This window comes from Myxococcales bacterium (assembly GCA_016720545.1).
GTDB lineage: Bacteria > Myxococcota_A > Polyangia > Polyangiales > Polyangiaceae > JAAFHV01.
Genome location: JADKKK010000010.1, coordinates 22,181 through 43,237, shown reverse-complemented (window position 1 = coordinate 43,237; position 21,057 = coordinate 22,181). Strand labels below are relative to the sequence as shown.

Below are 21,057 nucleotides of genomic sequence, written 5' to 3'. Positions count from 1 at the left end.
GGAGCCATCGACCACGGGCGTGGTCCCGCCGTCTTCCGTGGTCCCAGGCGTCCCGCCGTCGGAGCAAGCGGCGACGTAGGTGGCGCCGGTGAGGAGGGGTAGGAGAAGGTAGGACCAGCGCTTCATTATTGTTTCTCGCTCTCGTTGGCTCGGGGACCGCTCTAGCGCGGCGCGGAGGCGCCCAGAAAGAGCGCCGCGATGATAGCGCCGACTCGGCCTCCGCGCACGCCGCCATTCGATCGAGGGGTGCCAATGAGTAAGGGCTAGCGTGCGGGCGATGCCTGGCGATGAGCGCACCGACGGAGGGACCCGGGCGCCCGCCTTGCCGTTCGCCGCGAAATCCGTCAGAAGAGCGCCACGTGCCTTCCCCTGAAGTCCTCCGCGAGCGCATCCGGCGACGGCTCGCCGACGAGATCGGGCGCCTGGACAAGCAGGCCCCGTTCACCGTCGGCCTGGCCTACCCGTCGCCCTACGCGGCGGGAATGAGCTCGCTCGGCTATCAGCGCATCTACCGCGCCATCATGGAGGCGCCGGGCCTCGGGTGCGAGCGCGTCTTCCTGGACGACGAGGCCGAGAGCGCGCCCGCCGAGCAGGGTCGCCCGGTCAGCTACGAGAGCCGGCGCTTCCTCGCCGACTTCCCCGTCGTCGCCTTCAGCGTCGCGTACGAGCTCGAGATCGCCGGCGTGATAAGCCTGCTCGACGCCGCGGGGCTCCCCGCGCTGCGCCGCGACCGCGACGACGCGCACCCGTTCGTGCTCATGGGCGGCCCGCTCACGTTCTCGAACCCGCTGCCGCTCGCGGCCTTCGCCGACGCCGTCATCGTGGGCGAAGCGGAGGAGCTCGTGGTGGAGGTGCTGCGGGTGCTCGAGAGCACGCCCGGGCGCTCCGCGCGGCTCGCTGCCCTCGCGAAGATCCCGCATGTGTACGTGCCCGATCACCACGGGGCGATCCTGCCAACGGTGGCCAAGGTCGACGACGCCCTCATCCCCGCGTGGGCGGCCATTCGCACACCGCACACCGTGCTCGCCGACATGTTTCTGCTCGAGACCGAGCGGGGCTGCTCCCGCATGTGCAAGTACTGCGTGATGCGGCGCTCCACGAACGGCGGCATGCGCATGGCGTCGATGGAACGCATCCTCGAGCTCATCCCCGAAGACGCCAAGCGCGTCGGGCTCGTCGGCGCGGCGGTCAGCGACCACCCGCGCATCGTCCAGATCGTGAACACGCTGGCCGACCAGGGCCGCGAGGTGGGGCTCTCGTCGCTCCGCCCCGATCGCCTCTCCGACGACTTCGTCGGCGCGTTGAAGCGTGCAGGATACAAGACCCTGACCACCGCCATGGACGGCCCGAGCGAGCGGCTCCGCGCGACGCTGGAGCGCAAGGCCAAGGTGAAGCACCTCGTGGCCGCCGCGGAGAGGGCGCGCAAGCACGGGATGGATCGCCTGAAGCTCTACCTCATGATCGGCCTGCCCAGCGAGACCGACGAGGACATCGACGAGTGCGTGGCGTTCACGACCGAGCTCTCGCGTATCGTCCCAATATCCCTAGGCATTGCGCCGTTCTGCGCCAAGCGAAACACGCCCCTGGACGGCGAGCCGTTCGCGGGTATCGGCGTCGTGAAGCAGCGGCTCGACCGGCTCACGCGGGGCCTCCGCGGTCGCGCCGACGTGCGCTCGACAAGCGCCAAGTGGGCCTGGGTGGAGTACGTGCTCGCGCAGGGCGGGGAGGCCGAGGGGCTCGCGATGCTCGAGGCCGTGCGCGCGGGTGGGGCTTTTCACGCTTACAAGCGCGCGTTCGCCGAGCTCGAGACCCGCCTCGGCCCTGGCGGGAAGCGCCGGCGGAGCCTCGCGGTCGCGGCGGTGTGAGCCGTCGCCACGGGGGCGACCGCACGGCGGCCTTGCACGGACGCGTCGCGACCTCGGCGTGCGCGCCGCGATGGTTTGAACTTCGCCGTCGCCCTGCTACTTAGCGAGTCCTCCATGGCGGCCCCCGCAACCTCGCCACTCGCTCCCATCGCGCAGCTCGCGTTCGTCGCGCTGGCCGCCGTCGGCGTCTACAGCTTCGTCTCGGTCGCGCGCGAGGGCGAGACGCGCCGGCGCTGCACGCCCACCTGCATGCTCGCGCCCACCTACGCGAACGCGAACCGCCTCGCCCCGAACTTCGTGTTGAAAGACATGGCGGGCAATTCGGTCTCGCTCGAGAGCTTTCGGGGGAAAGTGGTCGTCCTCAACTTCTGGACAAAGACCTGCGGACCTTGCCTCCAGGAAATGCCGGAGATCGCCGATCTCGCGCGGATCGTGCGACAGAAGGGCGACGTCGTCGTGGTCACCGTGTCGACCGACGAGGGGCCGGAGGCGGTGCGCGACACGCTGAAGGCGGTGCTGCGCGAGGAGCCTCCCTTCCCGGTCCTGTTCGACCCGGAGGCGGCCGTGGTCGGCAAGAAGTACGGCACGCACCTCTTCCCCGAGACGTGGATCATCGACAAGCGCGGCGTGGTCCGCGCCCGCTTCGACGGGGCGCGCGACTGGAGCTCCTCGGCGATCGTGCAGCTCATCGACCAGATCCGAGTGGGCGGCTACTGCCCGATCGAGATCGAGGACGGCAAGCCCCGCGGCGAGGGCGCGCGCACCTGCGAGTCGCTCACGGGGGGCTGAGCGGGGCTGAGCGGGGCTGAGCGGGGCTGAGCGGGGCTGAGCGGGGCTGAGCGGGGCTGAGCGGGGCTGAGCGGGGCTGAGCTGAGCGGGGCTGAGCGGGGCCTGAGAGCGCGCGGAGGACGCCCCTCACTTGATGTCGAAGTCGCCCGGCGGCGGCGCGACGGCCTTGCCCGCGTCGCGGCCCTTCGAAACGCCCGTGGGGGCGGGAGTGGCGCTGGGCACGACCTTGGGCGCCGCCTTGGCGCTGCCGGACGGCGCCGCGCTCCCGCTCGGCACGGGGCTCGTCGTCGGCGCCGCGACGACCGTTGATGCGGCCGGAGTCACCGCGCTCGGCAGGGCCAGCGGCGCCGTGGCCGGGCGGGGAGCGCTCGACGAAGCCGTGGCGCCCCCGCGGGGCCCCAGCTTCACCACGCCGAAGGCGCCGAGCGCGGCCAGCACCACGCTGCCGGCGAGCAGCGCGGGCCAGCGTCGCCCAGGGGCGGCGCTCGTGACGACGCGCACTCCATCGACCGACGCGACCGGCCCCATCGCGGAGCCCGTGGGCACGCCGGACATCGCCTCTTCGAGGGCCTCGGCGAGCTCGCGCGCCGACTGGAAGCGGTCCTTGGGCTGCTGCGCGAACGCCTTCGCGAACCACTCGTCGAGCGCGGGAGGCAGCGTCGGGTCGAGGGCGGACGCTCGCGGCGGAGGTGGGGTGTGGATGGCCACCGCGAGCTCCGCCACGCTGTCGCCCTCAAAGGGTCGCTTCTTGGTGAGCCCTTGGAACAGCACCACCGCGAGCGACCAGAGATCTGCGCGGTGGTCGAGCGCCTTGTCGCCGCGCAGCTGCTCGGGGCTCATGAAGGGCGGTGAGCCGATCATCATGCCGGTCTGGGTGTGCCCGCCGTCGTCGCCGGGGAAGTTCAACTTCGCGATGCCAAAGTCAAGAATCTTGACAAAATGGTCGCCGTCGCCGGTGCAGAGGAAGATGTTGCCGGGCTTGATGTCGCGGTGAATGACGCCGCTCTCGTGGGCCTTCCCGAGAGCCTTGGCCACCTGGATCACCACGCTCACGATCTGCTTGCGGTTCAGGCTCCCCGCGCGGAAGAACGAGCGAAGGTCGGCGCCCTCGAGCAGCTCCATCACGATGTACGGCGAGCCGTCCTCGGCGATGCCGTGGTCGAGCATCTGGACCACGTGGGGGCTCTTCACCTTGGCCGCCGCGCTCGCCTCGGCCTTGAATCGTGCGACCGCCTCGGGCTTGTTCGCGAGCTCGACCGACATGATCTTCACGACCACCTGGGTGTGGAGCGTCAGGTGGTCGGCGATCCAGACGCTGCCCATTCCGCCGGCCCCAAGGCGCTGCACGATGCGCAGCGACGGGGTCACGAGCTGACCTACCTCGAGCGCCACGGGCGGCCCTCCCAGCGGAAGTGCCGAGTCACGGCGTCCGCAGGCTCCGCACGCAGCGGGAGCTCACGCTCGCGCCGGGCGTGGTGGATATGGCTACGTCGGGCACTCCGGTCTTGAAGCTCAGGACCCAGTATGAGGGCGGGTTCGTTCCCGGGACGGGCTGCGACGCCGTCGCGAAGTTCGCGCTCGACGTGTCGGGGAAGGCGCGCCGATCGATCGCGGGCGAGGAGGTCGCGAGGTCTTGGATCGACGACAGCTCGAGCATGGTCGGCACGCGCCAGCCGCCACGGTCGAGCGGCAGGGTGCCGCAGACGCCAAACGCGTTCGCCACGTCCGCTGGCGCATTCTCTCCGCGCTGCCACTCAAGCTTGGTCTTCGTGTCGAACACGACCGTCCCGCAGGCGCGGAGCTGGTAGCGGCCCGGCGGCGCGTCCGCGCGCAGAGGGGCGGAGAGTGTGATCGAGCCGAGACACAGCCCCAACGCGAACAGCCCGAACGCGAGACGCCTGGCCCGAGAGGTGAGCGTGCGCGCGCAGGTCATCGGACGCACCGGACGTGCGGGCAACTGAACGCCTCCTTGGGGCAGTTGCGGTCGGCGATGTTGAAGTAGCCATCATCGGCGCCGACGGCCCACGCGTGAGTCGGGGTGTCGGCCACCAGCGTGCCCGTCCAGAAATACCCCCGCTGGATCGATCCCCCGAACTCATCGAAGACCTGCGGGAACGTGGCCCGGTCCAGCGCTGGCTGGACGTAACGGTAGTCGGTCAGGCTCATCAGCTCACCGCGCGTGGGGAGTCGCCAGTCGGAGTGGCCGCCGAGGCGGAGCGTCGTGCAGTAGGCCCGCGCCTCGTCGAACGTGAATTGGCCCGTCCCCGGCGTGGCCTCGGGGAACCGCTCCCACGTGAGCCCCGACACCGAGTCGTACGCCATGCCGCCGTCGGCGCCGGCGCTCGCGTCGTACCGGTCGGCGCCCAGAGGGAAGGTGCTTGGCCCAGGAATAGTGAACTGGATCATGGAGTTATCGACCATGGTGGACGCGGCGTCCGCGAACCCCGGGCAGGCCGGGCCCGTCTCCCCTGCGTCGAGCGCGGCGTCCGGCCCGTCGCTCCCGGCGTCGCCCGCGTCGCCCGCGTCGACAGGCGGCGCGACGTCGGGAGGCGGCGTAGAGGGCGCCGCGTCCGCGCACGGCGACGAGCCGCAGTCGGTGTAGTCCTTGTCCAAGCCGACGAGCGCCGCGCAGGCCGAGCACGCGACCACCGCGCCGAAGCCCAGCGCGAGGGCGTTGCGGCCGCCCGGAGCGACGCGTGGCCGCCGCAGCCACGAGCGCAACCACGAGCGATACTGGGCAGGATGACGCATGTCAGAAGGTCCCTCGAACGCCAGCGGAGGCCACGGAGAGCCAGGGTTCGACGCGCACGGCCCCCGCGCCCGCCGCGTGGTGCGCTTCGTGCCCCGCGGGCTTCATGAGCAAGCCGAGCACCCCGACGCCGAGCCCCGCGCCGCCGACCGCAAAGGCGACGGTCGAGACGGTCGCGGCGCCGCGACCGGACTCGATGCGGCTGAAGGTGTCGCTTGGGCACTGGGTGCCCGCGCAGGCGGTCTTGGCGGCGCTCGCGGCGCCCATCGCGACGCCTCCGGTGATGGCGCCGACGAGCGCCCCGACCCCCGCCACCCCAAACCCCGCGATCGCCACGGTCCGCCAAGTGGTGCTGGGGGGTGGTGGCGGCGGAACGACCACGGCGGGCGGCGGCGGAACGACCACGGCGGGCGGCGGCGGAACGACGACGACGGGCGGCGCCTTGGGTGTGGGCTCGAGGCGGAGGGTGGTGTCTTGCGTCTCGCCTGGCTTCAGATCGACCTTCGCGGTCGCCCCCGGAGCCCGCGGGTTCGCGGCCACCACGGTGTGGGGCCCAGGATCGAGCTTTCTCCCAACCGAGAGCGCGACCAGCTTCACGGCCTCTCCGTCGATCTGGACCTGAGCGTCGGCGGACGCCCCCTCGAGCACGACCCGCAACGTCGCGACGCGGGCGGCGCTCTCGGTGGCGAGCTTCTCCGCCTCGACCCGCGCGGCCGCGGCTCTCGCCGACTCGTCGTAGGCCTTCGGCAGGCGCTGCACCTCGAGCAGGACCTCGGTACCCTCGACCACACGGCCGAGCGTGACGAGCGTGCGACCGAGCTCGAGCGCGGTGATCGGGGTGTGCGCGAGGTCGTGGGCCGTGCGCAGCGGCCGCAGCGCCTCCGCCGTCTTCCCCGCCGCGCGCAGCTCCATGCCCTGCCGAAACGCGGCGCGCGCCGACTGCAGATCGGCCGCCGACGGCGCGGTCTGCGCGAGCGCGCCCCCCGACGAGGCCATCATGGCCGCCGCGAGCAGGCAGGACCCAAACTTTCCACGGGACCGCACGGAGTCTCTCTCTTCCTAAGGGGCCGACACCGCCGCTGAGCGAGCCGCCCTCCGCAGGATCGTCCCACGTGGGCGCCTGTGTCAAGTTTGCGGGCTCTCCCGAGGGGCCTCGCAGACGGGTGCTGGGCCGCGACACCCACTGAACCGAGACCTGGCTCGCTGGCTGGGCCGCTAGAGCGCCGAACCGCTCGATGAGCGAGGATTTTCGCCGAGCTGCGAGCCCCGCGAGCGCGACGACGAGTCCTGCTGCTGTCAGCCGAGGAGAAGCCACGAAGCACGGCGACGTAACTCGTCGAAACGCCGAGCGAAGAAGCCGCCCGAATCGAGCGGTTCGGCGCTCTAGTGAGAGGAGGCGACGGGCGCGAAGCGGGAGGTGAAGTGCCGGAGCTGCGGCGGCTCCTCGACGATGCGGTAGCCCGTCAACGACTCGCGCCGCGTGGCCACCTCGCGCGCCACCTCGGCCACGTAGTCGATGTGGCTCTGCGTGTACGTGCGGCGGGGGATCGCGAGGCGGACGAGGTCCATCGCAGCGGCCCGCTCGCTGCCGTCAGCCTGACGCCCGAACATCACCGTGCCGATCTCGCAGCCGCGTACGCCACCCTCTCGGTAGAGCGCGACCGCCAGCGCCTGCCCCGGGTAGGCCAACGGCGGGATGTGCGGCAGCATGCCGCGCGCGTCGATGTACACCGCGTGGCCGCCGGTCGGCACGACGATGGGCACGCCGGCCGCGCGGAGCGCGTCGCCGAGGTAGGCCGTGGAGCGGGCTCTGTAGCGCAGGTAGTCGTGGTCGACGACCTCGGCGAGCCCCTGCGCGATCGCCTCGAGATCGCGGCCCGCGAGCCCCCCGTAGGTGGGGAATCCCTCGGTGAGGATTAGCACGTTGCGGCACTTACGCGCGAGCTCGTCGTCGTTCATCGCGAGCCACCCGCCGATGTTCGCGAGGCCGTCCTTCTTCGCCGACATCGTCATGCCGTCCGCGAGCGCCGCCACCTCGCGCACGATGTCGGGCACGCTCATGTGCGCGCACGCGGGCTCGCGCTCGCGGATGAACCAGGCATTCTCCGCGAAGCGGCACCCGTCGAGAACGAGCGGAAGCCGGTAGCGATCGCACACGGCGCGCACACCGCGCAGGTTCTCGAGGCTCACCGGCTGCCCGCCCCCCGAGTTGTTGGTGATGGTGACCAGCACCGCGGGGATGTTCTCTGCGCCGTGCACGCGGATCGCCGCGTCGAGCGCGCCGAGATCCATGTTCCCTTTGAAGGGGTGCTCGAGCGACGGGACGCGCCCCTCGGCGATGACGAGGTCGAGCGCGCGCGCACCCGTGTGCTCGATGTTCGCGCGCGTGGTGTCGAAGTGGGTATTGTTCGGGAACACTTTCCCCGGCCCGCCTATCACCGAGAAGAGGATCTTCTCGGCGGCGCGGCCCTGGTGCGTAGGGATCACGTGCTTGAAGGGGAAGAGCGTCTTCACCGCCGACTCGAACCTGGTGAACGAAGGCGAGCCAGCGTAGCTCTCGTCGCCACGCTGGAGCGCCGCCCACTGCTCGGCGCTCATCGCCCCCGTGCCCGAGTCGGTGAGGAGATCGATCATCACGTCTCGCGAGCGCAGCGCGAAGAGGTTGTACCCCGCCTCCTGAAGGGCGGCCTCTCGCTCCTCCCGCGTGCTCATGCGAATGGGCTCGACCGACTTGATGCGAAAGGGTTCGATGATGGTCTTCACAGGCAATCCTCCACGCGGGCGACGTGCCCTCGTCGCTCGACGGCGGTGTCGTGGTCGTTCAAGGCTTGGCCCCGCCGCGCACCGGATACCCTCGTTCGCGCCACACGGTGAAGCCCTCGTCGAGCACGTACACCGTCGAGTAGCCGAGGCCCTTCAGCGTGTCGACGGCCTGTCCCGACTCGGCGTGCGGGCACCCGCAATAAGCCACGATCGGGGCATTTCGAGGGAGCTGAGACGCGTAGTCGGCCGCCTCGTAGAAGGGAGTGCTCACGGCCCCGCTGACGTGTGCGCGGGCGTAGTCGTAGGGGGGGCGCGCGTCGAGGAGCACGAGGCGCCGGCGCTGGTCGAGCGCGGCCTTCACGGTGTCGGCCGGCACGAAGCGCGCGACCCCGGGAAAGCTTGCGTTCTCACCGGTGGCATTCAAAACCACATCGGCGAGCTGCCCTGGGCGTGGAGGGGAAGGCAGCGGGCCGTCCGGCGGGCGCTGCCACGACCGCACGAGCGCGACGACGTCGGCGATCTCCTTGGGCGACAGCGTGCCAGCGAAGGCGGGCATGGGTGTGCCGGGCCGCCCCTCTTCGATGGACCGGAGCAGGAACCCGTCGCTGGCGCTCGCCAACAGCTCGGGATTGGCCAGGTTCACGTAGCGACCGAGCTCACCCCGCGCCCCGTGGCAGTCGGCGCACCGGGCCGCGTATATGGGCGCGCCCGCCGCGGGATCGCCGCGCACGACGAGCCCCGAGGTGTCGACCGGGGCGTGGGGCGCGAGCCCGCGCAAGTAGAGCACGATCGAGCGCGCGGCCGTCTCGTCGAGCGGTCCACCGCGGTCTTTGGCCCACGGGCTCATCGTGGTGCCTGGCCTGCCTCGCAGCACGGCGTGCTCGAGGAACGCGTCCGTGCTCAGCGTGAGGAACGTCGTGTTGCGGAGGGCAGGCGCGTCGTCGGCACGATACCCTTCGCCGACGGCGCCGTGGCACAGCGCACAGTACTTCGTGTAGTGCTCGTTGCCCTTCTCGGCCGTCGGCGCCTCTTGGGCGCAGTCGCTCGTCAGCAGCGCGAGGGCGGCGAGGGCGAGCGACGCGACAATCGAGGCGCCGAGTGAGGAGCGTCGTGGCATGGACCCGCCGTGTATGGGGCTTCGGGCCCCTCCGTCACATGACAAATGTCAACCTCGAGGCGACCGCGGGCCAAAGACATTTGCCGACGGTCAAGCAGCCTGTTGATTTACGGACCGAGGCCCGGCGTCGTCCGCGCCCGGCCCGCCAAGGCGCGATTTGAGGAGCGCGCGGAGCGTGTTCCAGGTGGGCGTTTCTAGGTGAGCACGCACCGCAGGATCGCAACGACGGCGGTCGGGATGCGGCGGCGACGGGCCGACGGGAGTAAATCAACGGGCTGCTAGTCCCCTGGAAGCGTGATCCCTTCCAGAAGTCGCGCGGCTCGGCCTTTCGCCACAAGGGAGCGAGGGGGTGTCCCGTTTTCGGCGGCGGTGGGAGGATACTCATGTTCGAGGTCGGCGTTCTCGCGCGGTCACACCCGAAACCACTGTCCCCTGAGCGCAAGCGCCGCCTGCACCGCGCGGAACGACGTCCGAGTTGAGGACGGGCCCGCCGCCGCCGAAAACGGGGCACCCCCTCGCTCCCCCCCTCGCTCCTCGGAATGACACCGAAGACCGGACTTCTGATACGAACCACGACTCCAGGGGACTAGGCCTTCCGCAGGAGCGCCCCGTAGAGGATGTCGAGCTTGAGCCGCTCATGGTACTCGAGCGGCTTGTCCTCCGTCGGAGCCACCACCTCTTGCGCGATGGTGAAGCCAGAGCCTCGGATGAGCTCGCGAATCTCTTCGACGTTTCGAAACAGATAGACGTGATCCACCGCGGGGCAGTTCGCGCAGGTGGTGATGTAGAGCGAGCCGTCGTCCGCGAGGACCCGGTGCAGCGCCTGGAGGATTCCGGACGGCGCCTCCACGTGCTCGAGGACCTCGCCGAGCACGATGAAGTCGTACGGGTTCGGGGCCTCGTACCGAGCGATGTCGCTCTCGACGAAGCGAATGCGGCGGGCGACCTCCGGGTTCGTCGCCGTGAGGAGCGCCTTCGACAGCGCGATCGACGAGGCGCTGATGTCCACCACGTCGATGACCGCGTCGGCTGAGGCGCGGCTCGCGACGTGGTTAATCAGGATGCCGTGCCCCGACCCCACCTCCAGGGTGCGCGCGCTCGGAGACTGCGCCGCGACGCACTCCTTGAAGAACGACAGGAGCCGATAGTGCGCCTGCCAGAGGTACTGCGAGACCCCGAGCCCGAGCATGTAGGACAACATTCTGCCGTCGTCCGCGTACACGCTCTCGAACGCCTCCGTCTGGCTCGCGAGCGGATAACGCCCCGTACGAAGGAACTCGACGCGGCACATCATGATTTCCCCGACGACCTGCGAGTAGGCGTCGGCGAGGCCGTCGAGCCCACCCACTTTCGGCCCCTCCCAGATCGGGCGGTAGGCCACGAGGAAAGCGTCGAGCTCGCGGAGCGCTTCGGGCTCGCGCTCGAAGAACGCCTTCAGCTTCTTCTCCTGAGTGGGCCGGCGTCGGAAAATCTGCGCGAGAAACTCTTCGACCATGGTGTCCTCAAAACTGAAAGTAGATGAAGGCGCGATCCAGCATGGGCGCCGCGATGATGATCAGGACCACGAGCGCGGCGTAGAAGACCTGCTTGAACGAGAAGCCGAGCTTCATTCGCTCGAGCTTCGCCCAGGCGTCGGTGCGCTGGAGCTTCTCGACGACGACCACGATCAGAACCCCCAGCGCGCCGAGCTGGAAGGTATTCTCCAGGCAGTACTCCGACCACCCACGGCGGAGGTTGAGCGGAGAGACGATGATGTTGCGCATGATGATCACGGCGTCGGGCACGGAGTCCGCGCGCACCAAGACGAACGTGAACCAGATGATGTGGAAGGTCACGAAGACCTTGTAGAGACCGTGAAGCGTACGATATCGGTCGAGATTGAGTCGCTTATGGGTCCTGGCCCGAATCGGCTTCAGGAGAGAGCCCGTCGCGATGATGGCGCCGTGGGAGAGGCCCCAGAGCCCGTAATGCCACGCCGCGCCGTGCCAGAACCCGCTCGTCATGAAGACGAGCAGAATATAGAAGTACGTCATGTTGACGCGGATCGCGCCCTTGCCGTCGCGCGTCGAATACACGAGCGGGAGGTACATGTAGTCGCGGAACCAGGTCGACAGCGACACGTGCCAGCGCTGCCAGAACTCCGCCACGGACTGCGCGATGAAGGGATAGCGGAAATTCTCAACCATCTCGTAACCCATCACTCGCCCCGCGCCCCGCGCCACGTCACTGTAGCCTGAGAAGTCGCAATAGACCTGGAAGCAGAAGGCGTAGGTCGAGACCATGTACGGCAACGACCAGCCCTCGTGGGCGTGCGGCTTCAGGTACACCTGGTCGACGATGATGGCGAGCGTGTCGGCCACGAAGGCCTTCTTGAACATTCCCCAGACCATGAGCTGGAGACCGCTCGTGACCCGCTCGAAGTCGAACTTCTTCTCCTCGTGGAACTGCGGGAGCATGTGCTGCGGCCGCTCGATCGGCCCCGCGACGACCTGCGGATAAAACATCACGTAGAGGGCGTAGATACCGAGGTGTTTCTCCGGCTCCTGGCGGCGCCGATAGACCTCGATCGTGTACGCCATCGACTGGAAGGTGTGGAACGAGAGCCCCAGCGGCAAGAACCACGTGAGGTTCTTGATGCCGTAATTCCACCCAAGGAGGTGCGCGACCGCAGCCACGTTCTCGTTAAAGAAGTTGAAGTACTTGAAGAGCCCGAGGATCCCGATATTGGAGAGGAGGCTCAGGATGAGCCATCTCCGGCGCCACGGGCCCTCCTGCCGCGCGATGAGGATCGCGGAGATGTAGTCGACCAGGATCAGCGCGCCGAGGATCAGGAGGTATTTCGGGACAAACACCACGTAGAAATAGGTGCTCGCCGCGAGCAGCAGCGCCCAGCGGAACCGATGCGGTGTCAGAAAGAACGCGAGCGTGACTAAGGGGAAGAACTTGAAGACGAAGTGAAACGAGTTAAACAGCATGGCGCGTTCCGTGCATCGCGTAGTCTTCGCCGCAGCCCTTCACCGCGGGGTCTTCGATCAAGTCCGCCATTCGACGGGCGACGGCCTCGGGGAGCGCGTCGTCGCCGGCCGCGCCGCGGAGCTTCTCGGCGAGCCCCCGATCCCACCCCGCAGTGAGTGAGGTATCCATGAAGTCGGGCGAGACGGAGAACACCTTGAGTCCGCGCCGCCCCTGCTCTGCCGCCAGAGCGCGGGTGAAGCCCAAGAGACCAAATTTCGCCGTCGCGTACGCGGAGAATCCGTTCCCGGGCTCGGCGCCGACGACGCTGGAGAGCACGTTGACGACCACCCCGCCCGTGCGGACGAGCGGCCGCAGGAGGCCACGGGTCAGGCGGAAGGGGCCGCGAACGGCCGTGTCCACGAGGTTGTCGAGCGTCGCGTCGGTGATGAGGTGGAACGGCTGCGGAGCGAACGGCGCGCAGGCGTTGTTGACGAGCACGAGCTTCTTCGTGTCGATCACCTCGGGGAGGGCCGCGATCTCGGCGCCGAGCTGCGCCGAGGCGAGGTCGCCGCGGATCACACTGCCCGCGAGCCCTAGAGAGCCGGCCTCTTCGCGCAGAGAGGCGGCCGCCGCCTCGTCACGATGGTAGACCGCCACGAAGTGATAGCCGCGTCGACCGAGCGAAAGGCACAGCGCGCGGCCGAGCCCGCGCGTCCCTCCCGTGACGACGGCCGTCTTCATGCCTTCCTCGCTTCGGTCGGGCGGCGTAGACCTTCGTTCGCCGCTGCGGGGCTCACTGCCGGTACATGCGCCGCCTCGGCTTCGGCTCGGGGCCGCTCGTTCGCCCCTTCGGGGCTCAGGTGGCGGTTCATCGCGCGACCTTCACTTGCACCCGCCCGCGTGCGGCGACGGTGTTCTGAGTTTCGTTGTCGAAGACGACGCGCACGGCGACGACGTCCATGGTGTCGACCTTCTGTTCGAGCGTCGCGCGGAGCCGAAGTCGGTCGCCGAGGTAGCACGGCGCCGCGTACCGGAGGTCCGTCGAGAGCAACAGGGACCGGGCGCCCGGCATGACCATGCCGACGAAGTGAGAGACGAATCCGTTCAGGATCGCGCCGTGCATCACGCGATCGAGGAAGCCCCGGCTGCGCGCGACCTCCCCGTCGGTGTGAATGGGGCTGTAGTCGCCGAAGGCTTCCAGAAACCGGGAGTAGACGTCGGGGGTAATCTCATAGGAGGCGTCGACCACCTGGCCGACGGTGAGCTCGTCGAAGGTCCACTCACGAGCCGACGCCATCGACGTCGCTCGCGTCACTTGCCGCTCATTCGCTTGAGAATGAGATCCGCGAACTCGCCGACGTTGTTCGTGGCCTCGACGTCGCCCATCTGAAAGCGAACGGAGAACTTCATCTCTGCAGCCGCGACGATCGAGATGTGCATGACCGAGTCCCATTCAGCGACGTCGCGCGCGCTGGTCGCGGCGGTGATCGTGACCGGATCGAGGAACAGGTCGTTGATGATTTCCTGCATTCCGGCGATGATGTCGTTCTTCGTGGTCATGAGTTCTCCCTGCTTGGGCGCGTGGCGTGAATCTTCGTTTCCGTGGGAACGTACGAGGTGGCGGAGCGGCGGTACCGGCGCTCGTCGGCGGACGCAGAGGTCTCCGCGAATTGGAAGTTGGGTAGGAGCTCGGCGACCATGGCGTTCTTCGCCGTCGGACGATAGACGCCAACGACCTCTTCGCACCCCGCCTCCGTCGCGAGGCGGAAGAGCTCGTTGAGCGTCACCTCCTCGACTTGCCGCTTCAGCACTCTGCAGCTCATGAGCCACGTATCGATGTGAAACGAGGTCGGCGTCGTGGTCAGGTCGACACGACCGATCGCGACGACCACGAGCCCGTGGTCTCCGAAGCGGTCGGACAGCCGCACAGTGAAGCAGCGGTGGGCGGGGCTCTCCATGAGCGCCCGTATCTCGGACTCGGTGCGCCTCACCGTGGTGAGATTGAACTGATTGCTCTTGTTGGTGAGCTGCGAGACTCGAGGGATGTCGACCGCAGTGAACGGTGAGATGACCGCGTTCATTTCGAGCGAGGCGAGATACGTCGGCATGTCGGTCGCGTCCGACTGAAGCGCTCGTCGTTCCGACTCCACGCGGTACTGGTCCGTGCGGCGGGCGTCTTCGCCCGTGAGCTGCAGGGGCTCGAAGAGGCGCGAGTCCTCCAGCTGTCGCCTGTAGTCCGCCGGGTCGGCGCCGAGGAGAATGGTGGTGACCGCGGGGACGAACTGTCGAACGATCTCGACCTCCGCGGGGTTGTCGTCCACGAACACGAAGCTGTCGAGGCCCAGCCCGAGCTCGGTCGCGATCGCCTTGATGTTCTCGGACTTGGGCTGCCAGTTCGCGTAGAAGGCGACGATGTCCTTGAGACGCAGGAGCATCTCGGGGTGCTTCTCGAACGGGCCCCGGGCCGCGGCGTCTTCGTTCTTGCTGCACACCGCGAGGAGTACACCGCGGTCTTTCAGGGAGAGGATGTACTCCTGGAAGGCGCGGAAGGCCTCGCCCCGGGGCGAGGTCGTGCCGATCTCGATGCCCTCGATCCCGTCGTCGCCGATGATCCCTCCCCAGAGGGTGTTGTCGAGGTCGAGGACGAGGACCTTCGCGGGCGCGCGGCGGAGCGAGGTGACGAGGTGCGCCACCTCTTTGGCGAGGTCGACCAGCAGCTCCGGAGAGCCGGGCTGCTTGCTCTGAAACCACGCCCGGTCGTCACGCGACGCGAGGAGGCCGCGCCGAGCGCACAAGAACTCGACGTCGCAGATGTGGACGTAGGCGGGCGCTGCGAAGCCGAGCGCGAGGTTCGTGAGCTTCCGAAAGCTCCAGTCGGAGCCCGGCGCCTTCGCCCGGTAGGCGCCGAGGGAGAAGCCCCCGGGCAGGGCGAGGTTCGCGAGCAAGATCTCGGCGCCGGTGCGGTCGTGGAGAGTACGACAGAGGCCGAGGAGATCGTCGGCCCACGCCGCCGCGAAGGGCTGAACGACGCCCAGGGGGTCGGTGACTGGGCCGGAGTACCGGCAGCGGCGCTCCGAGGGGAGGATGAGCACGACCTGCGGCTGGAACTGGTTGAGGGCGCTGTCGGCGTCGCGGATCTCGAACTCGTAGCTGTCGTACTCCCCGAGAAATACGCTCGCCGCGAAGCCGGCAGCCAGCAGCATTTGCTCGACGAGGTCGCCCAACGCCTGGAGCGCGTTGGCCCCAATCAGCGCGACGCGAAGTGGCGCGCCAGACGCCGCGCCGAACGCGCGGACGCCGCGCTTGCGCATGGTCGAGAGCGTCAGGAGCTCCGTGTAGGCGTGGGTGTCCCGCGTACACCGAGCGAGCCCTTCCCAGAACGCGGGGTCCTTCTCGGCGAGCTGGGCACGAAGTACGTCAAGGGGCGCTGCCATGGATCGCCTCACGTGATACCGAGCCGGTCGCCTTGAGATAATCGTGGAGGCGTTTCGCGACTAGGGTGTGTCGAAGTTCGCTGAAGTGAGGGTCGTCGAAACGCACGTTGAGCGCTCCTTCGTTGCCGGCATAGGGGCGGAGGACGTCGTCCGTCATCACGTGGAACTTCAGCCCCGCCTCGTCCAAGGCGGCCGTCAGTTTCGGGGTGACAGGGGGCTCATCGACCAAGGGGCCGAGCGCCGTCTGCGAAACGAGCGCCAGCACGACGCGGGTGCGGCTCGAGCGCGCAAACGAGGCGATTTCGGTAAAGAGCTCGCGACATTGGAGCCAGCCGGGGCTGTCGTCCGCGTAGCGCTTCTCCACCGCTCGCGGGTCCATGACGGGAGCGGGCTGGAGGGCGCCGTAGAAGCGGGCCGCCAGGTAGTCGTACGTGTAGAGAAGACGCAGGGTGTCCTTGGTCTTCCTCACGATCGGTCGCGCGTTCGCCGCCGCCTTCGCAGAGTCTTTCGAAGTCGGGAGACACTCGTTGGCGATGGAAAACTGAAAGATGACGAGGTCGGGCCGGAACTGCGGCTGAATCTCTCGCCAGCGGTCGACCCCGAGCGCCGTGGCGTAGCCGGGCACGGCGAAATTGAAGACTTGCACGGGCGTCGCGCTGTCGCTCGCGAGGAGGCCTTGCAGCTGCTTCGAATAGAGCTTCGGCTCCTCGACCCCCTGGCCGAAGGTGAGCGAGTCACCGAAAACGGCGACGCGGAACGCGCTCGGGTTCGGAGCGCGCTCCTCGTCGCGCATGCCGTACGAGTTGATCTCGAGGACCTTGTCGTAGGTCGTGCCGCGGTAGCCGGGGACGAGCTGGTAGTTCCGGGTGGGGTGCGTCGCGACGTAGCCGAGGCTGAACGGATGTACAACGAAGACCCGCAGACAGACCTCGAGGATCACGGTCATGACCAGGAACACGATGCCAAAACAGGCCCCGAACCGCACGGTTTCCGCCATGATCGTGCGCGCCGTGACGGCCGGCGCGAGGCCTGAGGTCTCCGCCGCGGGCGCGCTGGCGTCCGCCGATGCGGGACTCTGGGAGGCGTCGGGCGACGGTATTTCGTCCAGCGACTTCTGCATCCGGCGCGAACCTAGCCGAGCGCCGCAGCAATTCAAGGAAACTTTTCCGGCGGGAAGGTGGGGCACGGGGTGCCAACAGGACCGCTTCGCGGGGCCCTCGCGGCGACCGCGGTTGCGGGTGGCCGCTGGGGCGCCGGCCCCCGGCCACGTGGATGGCGCCAACGAAGTTGCGCCCGTCGCGCTCGAGCTCGAGACACTTCACGGACAGCCAGCGGCACATGCCCCGACCGAGCCACTCGTTGTAGAGTTCGTTCTTGCCAATGGCGTATTCCCACGGCACATACGGCACATACTCCGGCTCGTCCGCTCCCGCGGCCAACTACCACCACTGCGAGAATGAAGTCTCGCAGGAGTGTTAGCGCGGGAAGGGCGCCGTCTCAGACGCTCCGGAGTGGAGCCGGCCGGGGCGAGGTGACACCCAGGTGGCCCCCCAGGTGGCCTCCCCCCCCGCACTCACCCCGCCGCGAGCTCAGGCGCGGGCCGGCCTGCGGAAGGCCGCGCACGCGAGCAGCACGAGGGCCGGCGAGGCCACCACGTGGTAGCGGTCCTCACCGAAGAAGGCGGCGTGCGCGAGCGCCGTGGTGAGGAGCAACGAGGCGGCGAGGAGGAGCCCAGGGCGCGCCTCAGGGCGCCCTGGCACGGGTACGAACGGGAGAAGACTCGCGGCGACCGCGAATGGCCAGAGCGTTGGCGTGGCGGCCTGCGATGCGGCGTAGCCGAGCAGGCACAACCCCGCCAGCAGCGCCACCTGTCCACGCCGCCGCGGCGCGAAGGCGACGGCCGCGAACGCCGCACACACGAGGAGCACGCGGTGGAAGTTCGACAACAAGTTTCGAGCGTCCGAGCGCTTCTGATCGGGCCAGGCGCTGGGGCGGGCCTCGTGCAGATACTCGACCTGGAACGACTCGTGGTCGAACGTGTACCCGAGCTTCCTCGGCACGAGCGCGAGCCATCGCCCGGGCTCGCGGCGCACCCACCCGAGGCCGTAGGCGAGCCAGCAGCGGTCCTGCTGGACCTGGCCTGTGACCTCGCGGCAGCCGTCGGCGGAGCGGAGGGTCTCGAAGCGGCCGGTCGCGCGCGGGAAAGCGCCGATGGCCATGTTCCAGCCGGCGTTGGTGCTGACGAGCGCGCAGCCGTCCATCACGCGGCAGTTGCGCGCCGTCCACGGGAGCACGGGCAGGAGCGTGGTGATAGCGACGAGCGCCGCGGCGCCCGTGAGCTTCGCGCCGTGCGTCCGCGCTCGGGCGAGGAGCGAGCCGCCACGCGCCCCACCTTCACCTCGCGCCGCCCTCGGCCACGCGACGAGCAAGAGGAACGGCGCGCATAAAAGCGCGGTGGGGCGCACGAGCGTGGAGAGGCCCAGGAGCACGCCGGCGATCGCGAGCCCTCGAGTGGGTGCGCGCGGGCCACGCCGGACAGCGAGCGATCCTTGGCCGTCTGCTGCCGCGAAGGTGAACGCGGCGAGCGTGAGGACCGAGGCGAGCGGCTCGCTCATCGTGAGCGCGGAGTACAGAATCAGGCCCGGGTGGAGCGCCGTGACGATCCCCGCAGCGCGCGCGCGGCCGCGGGAGAGGCACGTGACTGCGAGGCGCCAGGTGGCCACCGGCACGAGGGCTCCGACCACCACGTTGGTGGCATTGGCGACGGCGAGCTTCGCGCCGAAGAGCCAGTACGCCAGGCCGAGAAACGCGCTGTAGCCCACCGGGTAGTGGCACCATGGATGCCACACGCTCTGGCCGCCGATCGTGAGGTCGTCGGAGTACCCGAGGCCCGCGGCGATGCGGCGCGCGCCAAACTCGTAGTAGTGGCCGTCCCACACCGGCTCGCCCGCGTACGCGTGGGTGGCGAGGGCCCGCGGCGCGAGGGCGAGGACGAAGAGCGCGAGGCCGAAGACGAGCTCGGGATGGGGGAACGGCGCGCCGCGCGGTCGCGAGGTAGGCGCGGGCGTGGGGGGCGCGTCGACCTCGCCGCTCCGACGGGCGTTCATGGCGACACCTCGCCTTCGGCTCGCGCACGCCATCGACCTCCGTTCGCCCCTCCGGGGCTCACTGGCAGGCTCACGGGGCGTTCTCGCGCATGCGGCGCAGGTAGGTCTTCTGCACCTGCACGGCGTCGAGCCGCAGGAACTTCGCGAGCTCGGTGACGAAGCCCCGCACGTAGACGATGGCGGGGAGATCGCCGAAGCGCTCCTCCTCAATCGCCTCGAGGTGGCCTCTCGTGATCTTGGTATGCGCGGCGATGTCTACGAGCTCTACGCCCTGCGACTCGCGCACCTTGCGGAGGAGCGCGCCGGAGAACTCGCTCTCGGGGCCTATTTCGCGGAGCAGCTCGTCCTTGAGTTGGAGCTGCTCGGCGTCCAGCGCGGGGCGCGGGAGCACCTCGGGCGTCGCGTCGGCGCGCTCGGGGTACGCCGAGAGATCGTACGCGCGGCGGCGCACGGGATCGAGGAGGGTGTCGTACGCCTCCTCGAGGCGGGCCTGCTCGCGCAAGAGCTCGGCCTCGCCGAGCAGCGACGAGGTGCAGAGGCCGTCGGTCGCGTACATCTCGCGCTTGCGCTTGCAGGCACGGCGAATCTCCTCGTCGCTGGCGGAGCGCGAGGTGCCGAGCGCGGCGTAGAGCGTGGGGCTCGCGTCGGGGATGGGCGGCGGCGCGGTGAAGACCTCGGTGCGGGCGGTGAGCGCGACCACGCGGCGCGCGATGCGCTCGATGTTGCGCGCGGCCTTGGAGGTGGGCACGTCGGTGAGCAGCGGCCTCCGACGGCGCACCGCCACCCACACCGTGTCGTCGTGCTCGATGCTGCCGAGCTCGTCGAGCCACACCCCGAGGTGCTGGCGCGCGAGCTCGCTCATCCACGGGCCGAGCTCGAGATCGGTGCGGACGCGGGTCTGGTTCACGACGAGCTGAAAGCGCAGGCGGTTCGCCTCGACCCACGCGAGCTGCGCCAGGCCACGGTCCATCTTCTCGAGGGCGCGCACGAGCTCGAGAGGCCTGGGGAGGAACCCGAAGTCCGCGAGGGCGCGCTCGAGCATGTTCATGCGGAAGCGATCGCGCGACAGCGCGCGGCGGAGGGCCCGGCGGTAGGCCGCTCGGAGGAAGCGGTAGGTCGTCTCGATCGCCGGGGGCTCGGGCACGGTGACGCAGATGGGCACGTCGGCCGAGAGCATCATGTCGATCGCGAACGGGCTCGCGCCGGGGCCGACGTCGACGACCAGGACGTCCGCCGGGATCGCGCGGAGGCGCGACAGCCAACGCACCTTCCGACCGCCGCGGAGAGGGGGCGGCGGCGCCAGCGCGTCAACCGGCGCCGGGAGCAGCTGGAGGCCGGGCACGACCGTGCTGACGAGCGCCTTCTTGAGGGCGGCGTTGCCGTCTTCCTCGAGGTCGTGGGGGTGGCGCGCGGCGGGGATACCGAAGTGGGCGTGGAGGTTCGGGCCCGTGGGATCGGCGTCGACCAAGACGACCGACTTGCCGAGCTGGGCAAAGTACACGCCGAGGTTCTCGGCGACCAGGCTCTTGCCCACTCCCCCGCGCCCGCCGCCGACGACGAAGAGTCGGCGCGCGCCGCGGAGGTTGGCCGGGGCCTCCTCCTCCTCGGCGAACTCCACGGTGATGGACTCGTCGGGCTCCATGCGGCCCTGCACTAGCACGGGTTGGGAGCGGCGGCGCCCCCTTGCCGCCGCCGTCGCTGGGGCGGCGGATCACGAAATATCAAGAGCTTGCGCCGACCTGGACGACGGCTCCCGGCGCGGCGCGGGCCGCAGCGCTCCTCGGTCGACGGCTCAGGGCGGGGGCAGCTCGCCGGACAGCAGCACGTCCCGCATCGCGGGGCTGAGCCGCGCGAGGCGGTGGCGCCCGTCGACGCACGCGAGCTTGGTCGTCGCGGTGACGAGCACCGTGTCATCCCGACGAACCTTGTAGCCGAAGGTCACCGAATAGGGCTCGATCGTCTCGACGCGCGTCTCGACGGCGAGCCGATCGTCGAAGCGCGCGGGCGACCGGTAGCGCGTCCGCACCTCGACCACCGGCAGGTGCACGCCCCTCGCGGCCCAGTCGGCGTACGTGACGCCCCGCTTGCGCAGCCACTCGACCCGCCCCTCCTCCAGATAGGCGAGGTAGCTCGCGTGGTGGACGATGCCCATGAGGTCGGTCTCGCAGAAACGCACGCGGAACGTGTGGACCGAGGCCGCGCGCGCCGGATCGATGCCGTGGCGGCTCGCTTGCAGGCTTGCCATGTTCGGCGGAGTACCACACGGCGTTGCCATTGC

18 protein-coding genes are annotated in these 21,057 nt (G+C 69.4%); 2 read left to right on the top strand and 16 right to left on the bottom strand.

The features are described 5' to 3' along the window. Positions 1-287 precede the first annotated feature (287 nt). A complete protein-coding gene (locus IPQ09_18905; GenBank protein MBL0196251.1) occupies positions 288-1,865 on the top strand; it encodes a radical SAM protein in 1,578 nt (525 codons plus the stop codon). A gap of 114 nt (positions 1,866-1,979) precedes the next feature. Then, entirely contained in the window at positions 1,980-2,654 is a 675-nt protein-coding gene (locus IPQ09_18900; protein MBL0196250.1) for a TlpA family protein disulfide reductase, read from the top strand. Positions 2,655-2,780: 126 nt separating this feature from the next. Here IPQ09_18900 and IPQ09_18895 read toward each other — a convergent pair whose 3' ends face one another. The 16 genes from IPQ09_18895 to IPQ09_18820 all read right to left on the bottom strand — a co-directional run bounded on the left by IPQ09_18895 (position 2,781) and on the right by IPQ09_18820 (position 21,024). Then, positions 2,781-4,046, bottom strand: coding sequence for a protein kinase (locus tag IPQ09_18895; GenBank protein MBL0196249.1), 1,266 nt, complete (start codon positions 4,044-4,046; stop codon positions 2,781-2,783). Between the two features lie 28 nt (positions 4,047-4,074). After that, positions 4,075-4,587, bottom strand: coding sequence for a DUF1566 domain-containing protein (locus IPQ09_18890; protein ID MBL0196248.1), 513 nt, complete (start codon positions 4,585-4,587; stop codon positions 4,075-4,077). Then, positions 4,584-5,405, bottom strand: a complete 822-nt coding sequence (locus tag IPQ09_18885; protein MBL0196247.1) for a DUF1566 domain-containing protein — start codon at positions 5,403-5,405, stop codon at positions 4,584-4,586. The genes IPQ09_18890 and IPQ09_18885 overlap by 4 nt, the downstream gene beginning before the upstream one ends. 1 nt (position 5,406) lies before the next feature. After that, positions 5,407-6,447 (bottom strand): hypothetical protein, encoded by a 1,041-nt coding sequence (locus tag IPQ09_18880; GenBank protein MBL0196246.1) that lies wholly within the window; start codon positions 6,445-6,447, stop codon positions 5,407-5,409. Positions 6,448-6,786: 339 nt separating this feature from the next. Further along, positions 6,787-8,166, bottom strand: a complete 1,380-nt coding sequence (locus IPQ09_18875; protein ID MBL0196245.1) for a tryptophanase — start codon at positions 8,164-8,166, stop codon at positions 6,787-6,789. 58 nt (positions 8,167-8,224) lie between these two features. Continuing rightward, positions 8,225-9,283 (bottom strand): c-type cytochrome, encoded by a 1,059-nt coding sequence (locus IPQ09_18870; protein ID MBL0196244.1) that lies wholly within the window; start codon positions 9,281-9,283, stop codon positions 8,225-8,227. Positions 9,284-9,869: 586 nt separating this feature from the next. Further along, positions 9,870-10,778, bottom strand: coding sequence for a class I SAM-dependent methyltransferase (locus IPQ09_18865; GenBank protein MBL0196243.1), 909 nt, complete (start codon positions 10,776-10,778; stop codon positions 9,870-9,872). Positions 10,779-10,785: 7 nt separating this feature from the next. Then, positions 10,786-12,258 (bottom strand): MBOAT family protein, encoded by a 1,473-nt coding sequence (locus IPQ09_18860; GenBank protein MBL0196242.1) that lies wholly within the window; start codon positions 12,256-12,258, stop codon positions 10,786-10,788. Then, complete coding sequence (locus tag IPQ09_18855) at positions 12,248-12,979, bottom strand: SDR family oxidoreductase (GenBank protein MBL0196241.1); 732 nt, start codon at positions 12,977-12,979, stop codon at positions 12,248-12,250. The genes IPQ09_18860 and IPQ09_18855 overlap by 11 nt, the downstream gene beginning before the upstream one ends. A 127-nt stretch (positions 12,980-13,106) precedes the next feature. Continuing rightward, a complete protein-coding gene (locus IPQ09_18850) occupies positions 13,107-13,535 on the bottom strand; it encodes a MaoC family dehydratase N-terminal domain-containing protein (protein MBL0196240.1) in 429 nt (142 codons plus the stop codon). A gap of 14 nt (positions 13,536-13,549) precedes the next feature. Then, entirely contained in the window at positions 13,550-13,798 is a 249-nt protein-coding gene (locus IPQ09_18845) for an acyl carrier protein (GenBank protein MBL0196239.1), read from the bottom strand. Further along, positions 13,795-15,672 (bottom strand): HAD family hydrolase, encoded by a 1,878-nt coding sequence (locus IPQ09_18840; protein MBL0196238.1) that lies wholly within the window; start codon positions 15,670-15,672, stop codon positions 13,795-13,797. Before IPQ09_18840 ends, IPQ09_18845 begins: the two co-directional genes overlap by 4 nt. Then, positions 15,656-16,792, bottom strand: coding sequence for an SGNH/GDSL hydrolase family protein (locus IPQ09_18835; protein MBL0196237.1), 1,137 nt, complete (start codon positions 16,790-16,792; stop codon positions 15,656-15,658). Before IPQ09_18835 ends, IPQ09_18840 begins: the two co-directional genes overlap by 17 nt. Before the next feature lie 469 nt (positions 16,793-17,261). After that, positions 17,262-18,779, bottom strand: a complete 1,518-nt coding sequence (locus IPQ09_18830; protein ID MBL0196236.1) for a hypothetical protein — start codon at positions 18,777-18,779, stop codon at positions 17,262-17,264. 70 nt (positions 18,780-18,849) lie between these two features. Then, complete coding sequence (locus IPQ09_18825; GenBank protein ID MBL0196235.1) at positions 18,850-20,421, bottom strand: helix-turn-helix domain-containing protein; 1,572 nt, start codon at positions 20,419-20,421, stop codon at positions 18,850-18,852. A 150-nt stretch (positions 20,422-20,571) separates the two neighbouring features. After that, positions 20,572-21,024, bottom strand: a complete 453-nt coding sequence (locus IPQ09_18820) for an acyl-CoA thioesterase (protein ID MBL0196234.1) — start codon at positions 21,022-21,024, stop codon at positions 20,572-20,574. Positions 21,025-21,057 lie beyond the last annotated feature (33 nt).